We start from the raw sequence: 14,831 nt of genomic DNA on the forward strand, positions 1-14,831 counted from the left end.
ACTGGCGTCCATCCTGTCACACCAGAACCGTCGCTCCGATAATTAAGAGCTAATTTCAATCTTTCGATACCACCCGCTCGGCGTGGCTAATCGCGATTCTCGTCTCAATGAGGTAGTTTCCCGCCCTCAGGCGGCAGCGCCGAATGCCAGCTGCATTCCGATGAACGCCACCAGCAGCAGCACCATGATCGACAGGTCGAAGCGGACCGCGCCGATCGTCAGCTGCGGGATAAGTCGACGTAATAGCTTCACCGGTGGGTCGGTGATCGTCATGATCAATTCGAGGATCACGACGGTGACGCCCCGCGGGTGCCAGTCCCGGCTGAACGAGCGGATGAACTCGACGACGACCCGGGCGATCAGCAGCAGCCAGAACACAAACAGCGCGAAGCCCAGGATTTCGAAGAACAGCGACAACTAGAGCCGGTCCTTAATCAACAGCGGATGTGACATTGCCGACATCGCTGGTTTGAGGCCAGCGCGACGCCGTCAGCCTACCTAAGTCTGGTGACGTCCCACGCCGACCTGCTCACTGGTAGCTGTAGAAACCCGCTTCGGCGATCCGCCGGCGCTCCTCGGCGCTGACGTCGACGTCGGCCGGCGACAGCAGGAACACCTTGGTTGCCACCTTGTCGAAGGACCCGCGCAGGGCGAAGGCCAGGCCGGCGGCGAAGTCGACGAGCCGCTTCGCGTCGGCGTTGTCCATCGAGACCAGGTCCATGATCACCGGCTGACCGTCGCGGAAGCGCTCACCGATGGTGCGGGCCTCGCTGTAGTCCTTGGGGCGCAGCGTGGTGATCTTTGACATCGGGCTGCCGGCCTCGAACAGTTCGGCCATCCGGCGGGGGTCCATCGCCAGTGCGCCGCGGGTCGAGCCGCGCAGTGAGCCGAAGCGAGACGGGCGGCCCATATCGGCGTGGTCGAACTCGCGCGGACGGAACCGCGGCTCGTCGCCGTACTGGGCGCGGAAGCCGCCCGTCGGCGCGTAGTCGGCGTCGCGCGGGTCGTCGTACTCGCGACCCATCCGCGGCTCGCGGTCGTCGTAGCGCCCCGGGCGCTCGTACTCGTCGTCGGCGAAGCGCTCACGGCGGGCGTAGCCGCGGTGAGCGCCGCGGTCGTCATCGTCGTAGTACTCGTCGTCATAGTCGTCCATCGGAGCCATACCGAAGTAGGCCTTGACCTTGTGGAGAGTGCTCATCGCTGGACCCTTCTGAAAGCGTGAAGTTCGGTGTCTGTGATGAAGATGTGACTGGAGTGACTACTCAGGGAGACGTTAGAGGACGTTGTCCCATAAGCGCGGTTCCGACACGCACACACGTCGAACCGTGTCGCACCGCTGCTTCCAGGTCGCCGGACATCCCCGCCGACAACGCTGTCGCCTGAGGGTGATTGCGCAATACCCGGCGGTGTTCCTCGGCCAACGCCGCGAACGCCGTGTCGGGGTCGGCGCCCAGCGGCGGCACGGCCATCAAACCGGCCAGCCGCAGCCCACCGGCCTCGTCCACCTGGGCACACAGCTCGTCCACGGCCTCGGGATCGCCGATGTCCACACCGCCGCGCGAGGTGTCGCCGTCGAGGCTGATCTGGACGAACACCGTGATCGGTGCGGTCCTCGTGCCGTTCTCGATCGCGAGTGCGACGCCGCGATCCAGAGCGGCGGCTACCTTGGCGGTGCTCAGTGAGTGGACCGTATCCGCCCATGCCGCAATGGCTTTGGCCTTGTTGCGCTGAATCTGGCCGACCATGTGCCAGCGGACGTCGCCGGCTCCGGTGAGATCGATGAACTCGGCGATCTTGGCCGACGCTTCCTGCTCGCGGGATTCGCCGAACACCCGGCAGCCCAGCCGCCACAGGATCGCGACGTCGGTGGCCGGAAAGAACTTGGTGATCGGCAGCAGCTCGATCTCGGCGACGTCGCGGCCCGCGGCGCGCGCCGCCGCCGCGAGCCGGTCGGTCAGCGCGGCCAGTGCGGTCGCGAGTTCGGCTTCCCGGTCGGTCGCGCTGGTCATTCCATCCACACCAAACAGGCGAGCCGGCCGGTCGGAGCATCGCGCCGGTGACTGAACAATTTCGTGTCGGCCACCGTGCAGCGCGGGTCGGCATCGATCGCGTTGACGCCCGCATCGATCAGCTGCCTGGCGATTCCGGCCCGCAGGTCCAGTCCCGGTGTGCCTTTCGCGGTCCGGGTCCGGCTGCCCGGCAGCCGCGCTTCGACATCGGCGGCCATCTGGGCGGGCACTTCATAGTTGGCGCCGCTGACGGCCGGGCCAAGCAGCACCGTGATGTCGTGTGTGTGCGCGCCGTTGGCCAGCATCGTCTCCAAGGTCCGCAGCACCACACCGTCGGCGGCGCCGACCCGCCCGGCGTGGACGGCGGCGACGACCCCGGCACGGGCGTCGGACATCAGCACGGGCACACAGTCGGCGGTGACCACGGCCAGTGCCAGCCCGCGCTCGGTGGTCACCAGCGCGTCGGTGTCGTCGACGGCGTCGGCGCGGGGCCCGTCGACGACGGCGACATGATCGCTGTGGGTCTGGTTCATCCACACCACGTGGTCCTCGGCCAGTCCGATCGCGGCGGCCAGCCGTTTCCGGTTGGCCGCAACGGCTTTCGGGTCGTCGCCGACATGGTCACCGAGGTTGAAGGTGTCGAACGGCGGCGCCGAGACGCCACCGGCGCGGGTGGTGGTCACGCGGCGGATGACTGTCACAAAACCAGTATTGCGGCAGAGCGGAGGACGTCAGTGCCGCATGAACGGCGGCACGTCGACGTCGTCGTCGGAAATCCCGCCGTCGTCGCCACCGCCGATGCTGACCGTCGCGCCGTTGGTGTGCACCGGCACGCTCGCGGCATCGATCGGGTCGAACAGCGACGAGCTGAGCTTGCCGGCCGCGCCCGGTGCGATCGGCTGGGCGCCGGTGGTCGCACCCGCGGCTCCCCCGACGACCGGCTTGCGGCTCGGTCCGGCGGAGTCGAAACCGGCGGCGATCACCGTCACGCGCACCTCGTCACCGAGCGAGTCGTCGATGACCGTGCCGAAGATGATGTTGGCGTCCTGATGCGCGGCGTCCTGCACCAGCGAAGCGGCCTCGTTGATCTCGAACAGGCCGAGGTCGCTGCCGCCGGCCACCGACAGCAGCACGCCCTGCGCGCCTTCCATCGAGGCTTCCAGCAGCGGCGAGTTGATCGCGATCTCGGCGGCCTTGAGCGCGCGGCCGTCACCGCGGGCCGAGCCGATGCCCATCAGGGCGGTGCCCGCCCCGCTCATGACGCCCTTGACGTCGGCGAAGTCGACGTTGATCAGACCCGGGGTGGTGATCAGGTCGGTGATGCCCTGCACGCCGTTGAGCAGCACCTCGTCGGCGCTGCGGAAGGCGTCCATCAACGAGACCTGGGCGTCGCCCATCTGCAGCAGGCGGTCGTTGGGGATGACGATCAGGGTGTCGCAGCTCTCGCGCAGCGCCTGAATACCGTTCTCGGCCTGGTTGGAGCGGCGCTTGCCCTCGAAGGAGAACGGCCGCGTCACCACACCGACGGTCAGCGCGCCCAGCTTGCGGGCGATGTTGGCCACGACGGGAGCGCCGCCGGTGCCCGTGCCGCCGCCTTCACCTGCGGTGACGAAGACCATGTCGGCGCCGCGCAGCAGCTCCTCGATTTCGTCCTTGGCGTCCTCGGCGGCCTTGCGGCCGACCTCGGGGTCGGCGCCTGCGCCCAGACCACGAGTGGAGTCACGGCCGACGTCGAGCTTGACGTCGGCGTCGCTCATCAACAACGCCTGGGCGTCGGTGTTGATCGCGATGAACTCCACGCCCTTGAGTCCCTGCTCGATCATGCGGTTGACGGCGTTGACGCCGCCGCCGCCGATGCCAACGACCTTGATAACGGCGAGGTAGTTATGCGGGGGGGTCATCGTCTGTCTTCCTCCCAGGTGGGGATCGGGTCCTGCGGCTCTTCCGGCAAACCCTAAACCTCAACCAGAGATTTAGAGTTATGTCAAGTAGCGCCGTGCAACCAGAACGGTATGGCCGGTGGGAGCTGGATGTGGGAGGCGCGCCGGGGTGTCGCGGGCGAATTTTTACTTGACCGTCGGCAGATCCGGGCTCGAGACGTCGTAAACCTTGCCCGGCTGGGTCAGCAGCGCCGCGAGCTTCTCCGCCTTCTCGTCGGTGCGGTCCGTTGTCCCCCACACCACCGTGCGGCCGTCGGTCAGCGTCAACGTCACCGACGCCACCGACGGCGCGGCCACCCGGCTCACCTGAGACACGACCTCCGGACGCAACGCCGTCATCACCTCCAGCGCCGCCCGGGTCGGCGGGTCGCTCGGGCCGGGCTTGTCGACGTCGATGTACGGCAGCCCGGGCGGCGGCGGAGCCGTCGCGAAATCCACGCCGTCCTTGTCGAACAGATGCGGGCCGTCGGGATAGTCCTTCACCACGATCGGGATGCGCTCGACGATCGTGATCCGCAACGTCGACGGATATTCGCGCTGCACCCGCGCGCTGGCCACTCGCCGGATGCCGGCCACCCGATCGGCCACCTGGTCGGTGTTGATCTGCAGCAGCGGCGTACCGAGCGTGACCTTCGCGGCGTCGACGACCTCCTCGCGGGTCACCGCCCCGATCCCGGTGATCACCAGGTTGCGCGCCGACATGACCGGCGTGAAATAGAGGATCAGCCCTAGACCCACGCTGATGATCGTCAGCACGATCAGCCAGACGAACAGCCTCAGGCCCCGAACAGTCCTCTTACCCAAGGCCTTCGGGGCCTCGACCGCCTGGCCCTGAACCCGGCGCTTGGCCTCGCGGCGGGCTTGTTCGATGGCGGTCGCACGGGCCTGCGCGGCGCGGCGCTCAGCCCGCTCGCGGCGTTCCCGCATGCGGGGGCCTTCTACTACTTGGTTTTCTTCCTCGCCATCGGGCTCGGCTGCATCGGCACTGTGCGCGTCGTCACTCGCACTTTCGCTGCCAGTCGTCGGTTTGGGCAGGATGGGGGCATCCTCGGCGGGCGCCTCCGGCGGCCCGTCGGCCCCATCCTCGGTCACCATGACCGATTTGCCTTGGTCTGCAATGCCGTCAGGATCTCCTGGCCCAGCATCGTCACATCCCCGGCGCCCATGGTCACCACGACATCACCCGGACGGGCCGCCGCCGCGACCTGCGCGGCCACCGCCGAGAAATCGGGGACGTAATGCACCGGGACGCTGACGTGCTGGGCCACCGTCGCTCCGCTGATCCCGGCGATGGGTTGCTCACGCGCGGCGTAGACGTCGAGAACGAAGACCTCGTCGGCGCCACTGAGGGCGTCCCCGAATTCGTTCGCGAAAGTCTTTGTGCGCGAATACAAGTGCGGCTGGAAAACGACGATCGCCCGACCGGCCCCGGCATAGGTGTTCTCACCCTCGCGGGCCAACGTGCGCAGTGCCGTCAGCGCGGCCCTGACCTCGGTCGGGTGATGGGCATAGTCGTCGAAGACGCGCACCCCGGCCGCGGTGCCGACCAGCTCGAACCGCCGCCGTACGCCTTCGAAGCCGGCCAGGCCATCGAGCACCTCGTCGGTCGGGGCGCCCGCCTCGACCGCGGCCAGCAGCGCCGCCAGCGCGTTGAGTGCCATGTGCCGGCCCGGGACGGCCAGCCGCATCACTCGCTGGTGCGCCTCGCCGGCCAGCTGGATATGAGCCACCGCACCGGTGCCGTGCTGCTCCCAGCCGACCAGCGCACCGGCCAGTCCGTCCTGCGGGCCCTCGCCGTAACGCAGCACCCGAACCCCAAGTGCCGCACTGCGTTCGGCGAGCGCGGCCGCACCCGGGTCGTCGACGCACACCACCAGCGCACCGCCCGGCGCCAGCCGCTCGACGAACGCGTCGAACACCGCGCTGTAGGCCTCGGCACTGCCGAAGAAGTCGAGATGGTCGGCCTCGATGTTGGTGACCACCGCGACGTCGGGGGTGTACTCGAGCAGCGAGCCGTCACTCTCGTCGGCCTCGGCGACGAAGCAGTCACCACTTCCGTTGTGCGCGTTGGTTCCTGCCTCGCCGAGGTCGCCACCGACGGCGAACGACGGGTCCAGCCCGGCATGCTGCAGCGCGACGATCAACATCGACGTCGTGGTGGTCTTGCCGTGCGTGCCGGTCACCATCAACGTGCGGGAGCCGTCCATCAACTTGGCCAGCACCACCGGACGCAGGATCACCGGGATCGCCCGCGTGCGCGCCTCCACCAGCTCCGGGTTAGTCTTCGGGATCGCCGCATGCGTGGTGATCACCGCCGTCGGACCGCCCGGCAGCAGATCGAGATTCGCCGCATCGTGCCCGATGCTGATCACCGCGCCACGCGCGCGCAGCGCGACCACACCACGTGACTCCTTAGCGTCGGATCCCGACACCAGGCCGCCGCGGTCCAACAGGATCCGCGCGATGCCGGACATCCCCGCGCCGCCGATGCCGACCATGTGCACCCGCTGCAGTTCGGGCGGCAGCTCCCGGGGTCCCTTCGGCGCGCTCATCGGCGGCCCTTGCGGGCGATGTCGAGGGCCACCTCGGCCACCCGCTGCGCGGCGTCGCGGTGCCCGACGCGCGCGGCAGCCAGCGTCATCGCTTGCAGCCGCGACGGATCGGTCAGCAGGCCGGTCACCTCATTGGCGACGAACTCCGGGGTCAGCTGGGCGTCCTCGACCAGCAGACCACCGCCGGGGTCGACCACCGGCAGCGCGTTGAGCCGCTGCTCGCCGTTGCCGATCGGCAGCGGCACGTACACCGCGGGCAGGCCGACCGCGGACACCTCGGCCACCGTCATCGCACCGGACCGGCAGATCGCCAGATCGGCCGCGGCGTAGGCCAGGTCCATCCGGTCCAGATAGGGCACCGCGACGTAGGGCGGATCGCCGGGCTGCGGGCTGCGCAGGTCGAGGGTGTTCTTCGGGCCGTGAGCGTGCAATACCGAGATCCCGGCGGCGGCTAACTCGCCCGCGGCGGCCGACACCGCACGGTTGATCGACGCCGCACCCTGCGAACCGCCGAACACCAGCAGCACGGTCGCATCCTCGGCGAAGCCGAAATGCTCGCGGGCCTGCGCGCGCAGCGCGAGGCGATCCAGCGAGGTGATCGACGCGCGCACCGGCATACCCACCACCTCGGCATGCCGCAGCCCGGAGTCCGGCACCGCGGCCAGCACCTTGCGCGCGCTGCGGGCGCCGAGCTTGTTCGCGATACCGGCGCGCGCGTTGGCCTCGTGCACGACGACCGGGACGCGGTGACGTGCCGCCAGGTAGGCGGGAACGCTCACGTAGCCGCCGAAACCGATCACCACGTCGGCCGCGACGTCGTCGAGCACCGCGCGGGTTTCCCGCACCGCCCGACGGACCCGCAGCGGCAGGCGCACCAGGTCGCCGTTGAGTTTGCGCGGCAACGGCACGGGAGTGATGAGTTCGAGGTCGTAACCCCGGTCGGGCACCAGCCGGGTCTCCAGCCCGCGCGGGGTCCCCAGCGCGGTGATCCGGACGTCGGCATCCAGGGTCCTCAGGGCGTCAGCCACCGCCATTGCCGGTTCAACATGCCCCGCGGTGCCTCCACCAGCAAGAACGACCGACACCGAGACACTCACCCGTAACGCTGACCTTCCAATGTGCGCGACCGCCGTGCGCGGCTGCTTCCCGGATTCGGATGCTGCGCGCTGTTACGCGGAGCGTCACCATGATGCCCTGAGCGCCGGGTGGGTCGCTGGGCCGTCCGGGTTTTTGCAGGAACTGCGGCACGGTCTCGGGTGGGTTGGGGTTTGCGGGCCGACTTCTTGGCCGGCTTTTTCTCCGGCCGCGCGGCCTTCGCCGGCTTGGCGGACTTCGGGGCCGCCGGCTTGGTGCGCAGCCGGTCGCGCAGCGCCTCGGTCCGCGAGGGTGCGTAGGGCTCGGGCAGCGGCAAGCGCAAAATCCGGTTCATCCGGTCGTCGCTGCCTGCGCGCAGCGCGGCCACCGCGTCGGGTTCGTGACGGGCCGCGTTGGCCATCAGCCCGATCATGAAAAGCGTTGTCGCCGTTGATGTCCCGCCCGCAGAGATGAGCGGCAGCTGAATACCGGTGACCGGCAGCAGGCCGATGACGTAACCGGTGTTGATGAAGACCTGGCCGACCACCCACATGGTCGCCGACGCGGTCAGCAGCCGCAGGAACGGATCGGCAGAGCGCCGGGCGATCCGCATGCCGGTGTAGGCGAACAACCCGAACAGCGCCAGCAGTCCGAACGCGCCGACGAAGCCGAGTTCCTCGCCGATGATCGCGAAGATGAAGTCGTTGTGGGCGTTGGGCAGGTAGTTCCACTTCGCGGTGCCCTGACCGAGCCCGTCTCCGAAGACACCGCCGTTGGCCAGCGCGAACTTGGCCTGCCGGGCCTGGTATCCCGAACCTTGCGCGTCGGCGCCGGGGTCCAGCCAGGACCGCACCCGATCGGACCGGTAGCCCTCGGAGACCGCCAGCACGGCCGCGGCGGCGACGGCCGCCCCGAGTGAGCTGACGAACACCTTGAGCGGCAGGCCGGCGTACCAGAGCAGCGCCAGCAGGATGATGCCCAGCGACACGGTCTGGCCGAGGTCGGGCTGCGCGACGATCAGCACCAGTGCGACCACTGCCGCCGGGATCAGCGGGATCAGCAGTTCACGCAGCGAGGCGCGTTCCAGGCGGCGAGTTGCCAGCAGGTGCGCGCCCCAGATCGCGAACGCGATCTTGGTGAGTTCCGAGGGCTGCATCGACAGGCCGGCGACGACGAACCAGCCACGGGAGCCATTGGATTCGTGGCCGATGCCCGGGATCAGCACCAGCACGAGCATCACGATCGTGATCGCGAACGAGGCGAAGGCGGTGCGGCGCAAGAAGTTCACCGGCACCCGCAGCGCGACCCAGCAGGCGAACAGGCCGAGCACGGTCCACATCACCTGGCGGCCGAAGATCGCCCAGGGTGAGCCGTCCTCGTCGTAGGAGTGCACGCCCGACGCGGACAGCACCATCGTCAGACCGAGGGTGACCAACAGCGCGGCCACCGAGATGATCAGGTGGAACGACGTCATCGGCCGGCCCAGCCAGGCGCCGAACCGGCGGTGCACCTCGAACCGGTGCTTGGCGGGCGCCTCCGCGGCGGCGACCGGCGCGGTGGTGGCCTCGGCATCGGTGTCGTCGGTGGCCTCGACCGCGTCGGTGTCGGGCTCGACGGTGGTGTCGGTGGTGTCGGCCGCGCCGCGACGGCGCAGCCGGGACAGGATCGAGGACATGCGCGACTACCGGACCGCGGCGCGCACGGCGGCGGCGAACGTGTCGCCCCGGTCGGCGTAGCCGGCGAACTGGTCGAACGACGCGCCGGCCGGGGCCAGCAGCACCGTATCGCCGGCGCGAGCCAGGCTGGCGGCGGCGGCAACGACCTCGGTCATCACCCGGGCGCCCAGGCCCGGAGCGGAGGCGTCGACCACTCGAGTCTCATGAGTAACACCTGACTCATTGGTCTCATGCACCACAGCATCCTCCCGCGTCACCACCTCGATGACGGGGACATCGGGCGCGTGTCGCGATAACGCCTCGGCAACCACCGCACGGTCCTGACCGATCAGCACCGCGCCGGCCAGGCGATCCGCTGCCTGGATGACCAGTTCGTCGACGGAGGCGCCCTTGAGCAGGCCGCCGGCCACCCACACCACCCGCGGGTACGCGGTGATCGACGCGTGCGCGGCATGCGGGTTGGTGGCTTTCGAGTCGTCGACGTACGTCACGCCGTCGACGACAGCAACCCGTTCGGCGCGGTGGCGACCCACCTGGAAGCCGGCCAGCGCGTCGGCGATCGAGGCGGGTGCGACGCCGACGGCGCGGGCCAGCGCGGCCGCGCCGAGCGCGTCGAGGACTCCGACCGGGCCGGCGACCGGGATCGAGGCGACCGGCGCGAGGTCGAGGTGGCCGGCGAAGGCCCGGTCGACGAGCATGCCGTGTTTGACGCCGAGCTCTCCGGCGGCCGGCTCCCCCAGCCGGAAGCCCACCTTCACCGGCGCGGCGGCGTTTGGCAGCAGGCTCCGCGCGACCGGGTCGTCGAGCCCGACGACCGCGACCCGACCGTCGAGCACCCGGGCCTTGGCGCCGGCGTAGGCGTCCATCGATCCGTGCCAGTCGAGGTGGTCTTCGGCGATATTGAGCACCACGCCCGCCTCCGGGCGCAGCGACGGGGCCCAGAACAGTTGGAAACTGGACAGTTCCACGGCCAGCACGTCGACTGGCTCGCCTAGCACGTCGAGTACCGGGTCGCCGATGTTGCCGCACAGCGCCGCGCGGCGGCCGTCGGCGACCAGCATGGCGTGCAGCATCGAGGTCGTGGTGGTCTTGCCGTTGGTGCCGGTGACCACCAGCCAGCGACGCGGTGGGCCGTAATGCCCGGCAGCGTCCAGTCGCCACGCCAGCTCGACGTCACCCCAGATCGGCACCCCGGCCGCGGCGGCCGCCGCCAGCAGGGGTGCGGTCGGCGGGAAGCCCGGGCTGGTGACGACGAGGGCGAAGTCGCTGATCGACAGGACCGCGTCGGCGGGCGTGATCGCGTCAATGCCGTTGTCGGCCAACGCCTTCAGCGACTCTTCATTGTCGTCGCAGACCCAGATGTGCACGTCGAAGGAGGCCAGAGCGGACACCACCGCGCGCCCGGTGACCCGAGCGCCGGCCACCAGCACCTGCGCACCCGATGTCAGCGCCTCGAGCCCGGGCATCTCAGGCCCCGATGGCCGACAGCCACTCGCCGTAGAACAGGGCCACACCCAGCCCGCAGGCGATCGCGGTGAGCAGCCAGAACCGGATGATCACCGTCGTCTCCGCCCAGCCGACCAGCTCGAAATGGTGATGGAAGGGCGCCATCCGGAACACCCGACGCCCGGTCGTCCGGAAGGCCAGGATCTGCACCACCACCGAGGTCACCTCGGCGACGAACAGCGCGCCCAGCACAACCGCCAGCACCTCGGTGCGGCTGGTCACCGACAGCCCGGCGATCATGCCGCCCAGCGCCAGCGACCCGGTGTCGCCCATGAAGATCTTGGCCGGTGCGGCATTCCACCACAGGAAGCCGATGCACGCGCCTGCGGTGGCCGCGGCCAGCAGCGCGAGATCCAGCGGGTCGCGCACGTTGTAGCAGCCCAGTCCCGGCGCGGTGGCGCAGGCGTTGCGGTACTGCCAGAACGTGATCAGCACGTAGGCGGCGCTGACCATGGCCATGCTGCCGCCGGCCAGTCCGTCGAGCCCGTCGGTGAAGTTCACCGCGTTGGACCATGCGCTGACCACCACGACGGCGAAAAGCACGAACAGCAGCGGGCTCAGCGTGACGGTGGCGATCTCGCGCACGTAGGACAGCTCGGGGCTGCCCGGTGTCAGTCCGTCGGAGTTGCGGAACTGCAGCACCAGGATGCCGAACAGCACGGCGGCGGTGATCTGCCCGACGGTCTTGGCGGTCTTGTTCAGGCCGAGGTTGCGGGAGCGGCGGATCTTGATCAGATCGTCGACGAAGCCGACCGCACCGAGCGCGGTGGCCAGGCCCAGCACCAGCAGACCGGAGGCCGACGGGCCGTCGCCGTCGAGCGCGAGACCGACCAGGTGGGTGCCGAAGTAGCCGGCCCAGATCCCGACGATGATCGCGACGCCGCCCATCGACGGTGTGCCGCGCTTGGTCTTGTGGCTCGGCGGACCGTCCTCGCGGATCTCGTGGCCGAAACCCTGACGGGTGAACAGCTTGATCAGCGCCGGGGTCAGCAGGATCGAGACCGCCAGCGCGATCGCGACGGCGATGAGGATCAGTCTCATGAGGCGCCCTCGTCGAGCAGGGCTTCGGCCAGCGAGCCGAGGCCCGCCGAATTGGAGGCCTTCACCAGGACGACGTCACCGGGCTGCAGTTCGGCGCGCAACAACGCCAGTGCGGCGTCGGCGTCGGCGACCATGGTGGATTCCGAACCCCAGGATCCCTCCATGACCGCACCGTGGTGCATGGCGCTCATGGGCCTCCCGGTTCCGACGACGACGAGTCGACTGATATCTAAGCGCACGGCAAGTCGGCCGACGCGATCATGCTCGGTAATCGACTCCTCCCCCAGCTCCGCCATCTCGCCGAGCACCGCCCAGCTCCGGCGGGGCTCACCGGAGCGCGCCATCACCGCCAGCGCTTGCAGACCGGCCTTCATCGAGTCGGGGTTGGCGTTGTAGGCATCGTTGACGACGGTGATCCCGTCGGCGCGGGTGCGCACCTCCATCCGGTGCCGTGAGGCCGGACCCGCGGCGGCCAGCGCGGCAGCCACCTGCTCGGGCGTCGCCCCGCATTCCAGCGCCACCGCCGCCGCGGACAGCGCGTTGCCGACCTGGTGCTCGCCGTGCACGGCGAGCTGGATCTCGGTGCGACCGGATGACGAGATCAGAGTGAAGCGCGGCCGGGCCAGCTCGTCGAGTTCGATGTCCACCGCGCGGATGTCCGCGGTCTCGGACTGTCCGACCCGCACCACCCGCGCGGCGGTCCGCTGCGCCATCGCCGACACCAGCGGATCGTCGGCGTTCAGAATCGCCACGCCGGAGGCCGGAACCGCTTCTACCAGTTCACCTTTCGTGGCCGCGATCACCTCGCGGGAACCGAACTCGCCGAGGTGCGCGGTGCCGACATTGAGCACCACCGCAATCGAGGGCGGCGCGATGTCGGCCAGGGCGGCGATGTTGCCGAGATGGCGGGCCGACATCTCCAGCACCAGATAATCGGTGTCTTCGGTCGCGCGCAGCACGGTCCACGGATGGCCGAGTTCGTTGTTGAACGAACCGGGCGGGGCGACCACCTCGCCCAGCGGCCGCAGCACCGCGGCGATCAGATCCTTAGTCGAGGTCTTACCCGAGGATCCGGTGATCCCGACGATCGTCAGCCCCCCGGCCACCAGTTCGGCGGCGACCGCTTTGGCAAGCTTGGCGAGCGCGGCCAGCACGGCGGCTCCGGAACCGTCGACGTCGTGTTCGAGCACCCCGGCTCCGGCGTCCGCGGCGGCCGCCGGTGGCACCACGATCGCGGGCACCCCGACCGGTCGCGCCGCGAGCACCGCGGCCGCACCCGCTGCGGCGGCGGCCTCGGCGAAGTCGTGTCCGTCGCTGCGGGCGCCCGGCAGCGCCAGGAACAGCCCGCCGGGACCGACTGCGCGCGAATCGAATTCGACGGTGCCGGTGACCATCCGCTCGGCGGCTTCGTCGGGTGTGATGTCGGCGAGCTCACCGCCGACGATCTCGGCGATCTGGGCGACGGACAGCGCGATCATGCGCCCGCTCCACGCGCGTCGAGGGCGGCCGCAAGCTCGGCGCGGTCGTCGAAGGGCCGGGTCTGCCCGCCCGCGGTCTGCCCCTTCTCGTGGCCCTTACCCGCGATCACCACCACGTCACCGCCGCGGGCCCAGGCCACCGCGTGCCGGATCGCGTCGCGCCGGTCCCCGATTTCGACCACGTCGGCCGAACCGGCACGAGTGCCGGCCACGATCGCGGCCCGGATCGTGGCGGGGTCCTCGCCGCGGGGGTTGTCGTCGGTGACGATCACCAGGTCGGCGAGCTCGGCGGCGGTGCGGCCCATGGCTTCTCGCTTGCCGGGATCGCGGTCGCCGCCGGCGCCGAAGACCACCGCCAGCCGGCCGTGCGCGGGCTTCATCGTCTCCAAGACCGCCTGCAGCGCACCGGGTTTGTGCGCGTAGTCGACGACGGCGAGAAAGTCCTGCCCGCGTTCGACGGGTTCCAGCCGGCCGGGCACCGACGCGTCCCGCAGCCCGGGTGCGGCCTGTTCGGGTGACACCCCGACGACGTCGAGCATTGCCAGCGCAAGCAGCGCGTTGGCGACGTTGTAGCGCCCGGGCAGCCGGATCCGCAGCCGGTGGTGCACCCCGGCCGGGTCGACCGCGGTGAATTCCTGGGCGCCGCCGTCGAGCATCTCGATGTCCTCGGCCCGCCAGTTCGCCGGGTGGCCGTCGGCGGACACCGTCACCGCATCGTCGGCGCGGCGGGCCATGGCGCGGCCCGCGTCGTCGTCGACACAGATCACCGAGACGGCGGCATGCGCCGGGGAGGCCGGGTCGAACAGCCGGGCCTTGGCCTCGAAGTAGGCCTCCATCGTGGGATGAAAATCGAGATGGTCGCGGGAGAGGTTGGTGAACCCGCCCACCGCGAACCGGATGCCGTCGGTGCGGCCGAGTTCGAGGGCGTGGCTGGAGACCTCCATGACCGCGGTGTCGACGCCGCGCTCGGCCATCACAGCCAGCAGCGCCTGCAGTGCGGGGGCTTCTGGAGTGGTCAGCGCGCTGGGCACATCCTCCCCGGCGATCCGGACGCCGACGGTGCCGATCAGGCCCGGGACGCGGTCGGCCGAGCGCAGGCCCGCCTCGACCAGATGAGTCGTGGTGGTCTTGCCGGAGGTTCCGGTGACGCCGAGAACCACGACGCGGTCCGACGGGTGGCCGTACACGGCGGCGGCGACTTGGCCGAGCACGGCGCGCGGCTGCGGATGCACCAGTACTGGGATGGGCGCCGAGTCGCCCAGCAGGCGGTGGATGACGGCCACACCTTCGGCGTCGGTGAGCACGGCGGCGGCGCCGCCCTCGATGGCCGCGTCGGTGAACTGCGCGCCGTGCGCCGACGAGCCGGGCAGCGCGGCGAACAGATCACCGGCCACCGCGTCCTGGCCGCGCAGGCTGACTCCGGTGATCCGCACGTCGGGCGCCGTACCACCGGCGACGGGCACCGCGCCGACCCGAGCGGCCAGCATCGGCAGGGGCAGCGCCGGCGTGGTGCGGGGCCGGAGGGGGTTGGTCATTGGATTGTCACCCTACCCAG

At 70.0% G+C, this 14,831-nt stretch carries 13 protein-coding genes; all 13 read right to left on the minus strand.

What is annotated here, in order from left to right; all coding sequences use genetic code 11:
* Positions 1-126: 126 nt before the first annotated feature.
* The 13 genes from K0O64_RS17960 to K0O64_RS18020 all read right to left on the minus strand — a co-directional run bounded on the left by K0O64_RS17960 (position 127) and on the right by K0O64_RS18020 (position 14,811).
* Complete coding sequence (locus tag K0O64_RS17960; RefSeq protein ID WP_047331178.1) at positions 127-417, minus strand: YggT family protein; 291 nt, start codon at positions 415-417, stop codon at positions 127-129.
* 112 nt (positions 418-529) lie between these two features.
* On the minus strand, positions 530-1,198 hold the full coding sequence (locus tag K0O64_RS17965; protein WP_071943615.1) for a cell division protein SepF: 669 nt from the start codon (positions 1,196-1,198) through the stop codon (positions 530-532).
* A gap of 64 nt (positions 1,199-1,262) precedes the next feature.
* Entirely contained in the window at positions 1,263-2,009 is a 747-nt protein-coding gene (locus K0O64_RS17970) for a YggS family pyridoxal phosphate-dependent enzyme (protein ID WP_220045640.1), read from the minus strand.
* Positions 2,006-2,710 carry a peptidoglycan editing factor PgeF gene (gene pgeF, locus K0O64_RS17975; RefSeq protein ID WP_220045641.1) on the minus strand — a complete coding sequence of 235 codons (705 nt, stop codon included), beginning with the start codon at positions 2,708-2,710 and terminating at the stop codon, positions 2,006-2,008. Before pgeF ends, K0O64_RS17970 begins: the two co-directional genes overlap by 4 nt.
* A 30-nt stretch (positions 2,711-2,740) precedes the next feature.
* Complete coding sequence (gene ftsZ, locus K0O64_RS17980) at positions 2,741-3,910, minus strand: cell division protein FtsZ (RefSeq protein WP_071943609.1); 1,170 nt, start codon at positions 3,908-3,910, stop codon at positions 2,741-2,743.
* A gap of 165 nt (positions 3,911-4,075) precedes the next feature.
* The gene (locus tag K0O64_RS17985) at positions 4,076-5,044 is read right to left on the minus strand and encodes a cell division protein FtsQ/DivIB (protein ID WP_220045642.1); all 969 of its coding nucleotides are present in this window, start codon (positions 5,042-5,044) and stop codon (positions 4,076-4,078) included.
* Entirely contained in the window at positions 5,038-6,501 is a 1,464-nt protein-coding gene (gene murC / locus K0O64_RS17990) for a UDP-N-acetylmuramate--L-alanine ligase (RefSeq protein ID WP_071943605.1), read from the minus strand. The genes K0O64_RS17985 and murC overlap by 7 nt, the downstream gene beginning before the upstream one ends.
* Entirely contained in the window at positions 6,498-7,619 is a 1,122-nt protein-coding gene (gene murG, locus K0O64_RS17995; RefSeq protein ID WP_425574765.1) for an undecaprenyldiphospho-muramoylpentapeptide beta-N-acetylglucosaminyltransferase, read from the minus strand. The genes murC and murG overlap by 4 nt, the downstream gene beginning before the upstream one ends.
* Positions 7,595-9,250, minus strand: a complete 1,656-nt coding sequence (gene ftsW, locus K0O64_RS18000) for a putative lipid II flippase FtsW (RefSeq protein WP_220045643.1) — start codon at positions 9,248-9,250, stop codon at positions 7,595-7,597. Before ftsW ends, murG begins: the two co-directional genes overlap by 25 nt.
* Before the next feature lie 6 nt (positions 9,251-9,256).
* Complete coding sequence (murD, locus tag K0O64_RS18005) at positions 9,257-10,717, minus strand: UDP-N-acetylmuramoyl-L-alanine--D-glutamate ligase (RefSeq protein ID WP_220045644.1); 1,461 nt, start codon at positions 10,715-10,717, stop codon at positions 9,257-9,259.
* Position 10,718: 1 nt separating this feature from the next.
* Positions 10,719-11,798 carry a phospho-N-acetylmuramoyl-pentapeptide-transferase gene (mraY, locus tag K0O64_RS18010; protein ID WP_071943600.1) on the minus strand — a complete coding sequence of 360 codons (1,080 nt, stop codon included), beginning with the start codon at positions 11,796-11,798 and terminating at the stop codon, positions 10,719-10,721.
* Positions 11,795-13,276, minus strand: coding sequence for a UDP-N-acetylmuramoyl-tripeptide--D-alanyl-D-alanine ligase (locus tag K0O64_RS18015; RefSeq protein ID WP_071943598.1), 1,482 nt, complete (start codon positions 13,274-13,276; stop codon positions 11,795-11,797). Before K0O64_RS18015 ends, mraY begins: the two co-directional genes overlap by 4 nt.
* The gene (locus K0O64_RS18020; protein ID WP_071943596.1) at positions 13,273-14,811 is read right to left on the minus strand and encodes a UDP-N-acetylmuramoyl-L-alanyl-D-glutamate--2,6-diaminopimelate ligase; all 1,539 of its coding nucleotides are present in this window, start codon (positions 14,809-14,811) and stop codon (positions 13,273-13,275) included. Before K0O64_RS18020 ends, K0O64_RS18015 begins: the two co-directional genes overlap by 4 nt.
* Positions 14,812-14,831 lie beyond the last annotated feature (20 nt).

Source organism: Mycolicibacterium pallens, from assembly GCF_019456675.1.
Classification (GTDB): domain Bacteria; phylum Actinomycetota; class Actinomycetes; order Mycobacteriales; family Mycobacteriaceae; genus Mycobacterium; species Mycobacterium crocinum.